The 904-nt window shown below is 47.2% G+C and carries 2 protein-coding genes; both read right to left on the minus strand.

Annotated features, from left to right (window positions below; translation table 11 throughout):
- Nucleotides 1-245: 245 nt before the first annotated feature.
- Nucleotides 246-434 (minus strand): hypothetical protein, encoded by a 189-nt coding sequence (locus tag JCM25156_RS30260; RefSeq protein ID WP_034961111.1) that lies wholly within the window; start codon nucleotides 432-434, stop codon nucleotides 246-248.
- Nucleotides 435-522: 88 nt separating this feature from the next.
- Nucleotides 523-774 (minus strand): hypothetical protein, encoded by a 252-nt coding sequence (locus tag JCM25156_RS29165; protein ID WP_148299429.1) that lies wholly within the window; start codon nucleotides 772-774, stop codon nucleotides 523-525.
- Nucleotides 775-904: the final 130 nt, after the last annotated feature.

Raw genomic sequence — 904 nt, forward strand, 5'->3', positions numbered from 1 at the left:
GAAAGGGGACAGTGGGGATGGAAGTAGAGGGTGACCGGGATTTCGTGGGATATGCGGGGATCTCGTGGGATCGAGAAATGCCGGTTGTTCTAGGCGAAGGTTAGTCTGGTGAGGAGTTATCCACAAGACGAAATCGCCATTTGGAAATGTCTGGAAGCAAATGGCGTTTCGGGCATATGGGACATACCCTTTGGAACCGTAGCATGTTCAGGCATGGATACGTTCTGAACACTCTTAATGCCTTCTTATAGCCAGTGGAAACCTTTGGCCATGAGAGCTGCTAATCCAAGGGTAGCAGTGATGATAGCGCCGAAGAGAATGCGGAAATCGCGCTCCTGATTAGAACGAAGCGTTGAAGTTTCTGTTTTCAGATCCTTCAGAACGTCTTTTGTGTCCTTAGCGATCTGTTCCAAGACGGCAATGCGCGCTTCCATGTTCCCGCCTCCGCTGCCCCCGTCATTCATATTTGCCGCATACAGCTTGTCTTGAAGTTTCCAGCCTTGAGTGACTTCGCGGCTTATCCTAGCGAGATTCACTGCCGTCTTCCACATTAATCATATTATCGGTCAGGATGCGAAGCATTGGGACCGTCTTTTGCAAATGCTCCATTGTCGAATTAATACGCTTCTGTGCATCTGGAACATCATTTTTAGGAACAATGTCGGCAGATGAAAGAAGTATGTACATATCAAGAAGCATCATACTTTGAGTTGTTAGGAGGCTTCTGATTAAATCTAAGTCTCCAACGAATGGAGATGGGTCATCGTATTCCATAATATCAATCCTAAATGCCATATTTATTATGACATTGCCTGTAGTCTGTAGGCGACGCGGCCGATTACGGTGATTGTGTTGTCGCCATCGGGTTTTCCCCAGCGCACGCGGATATATCCGTGAAAAATGG

Source organism: Komagataeibacter kakiaceti JCM 25156 (assembly GCF_000613305.1).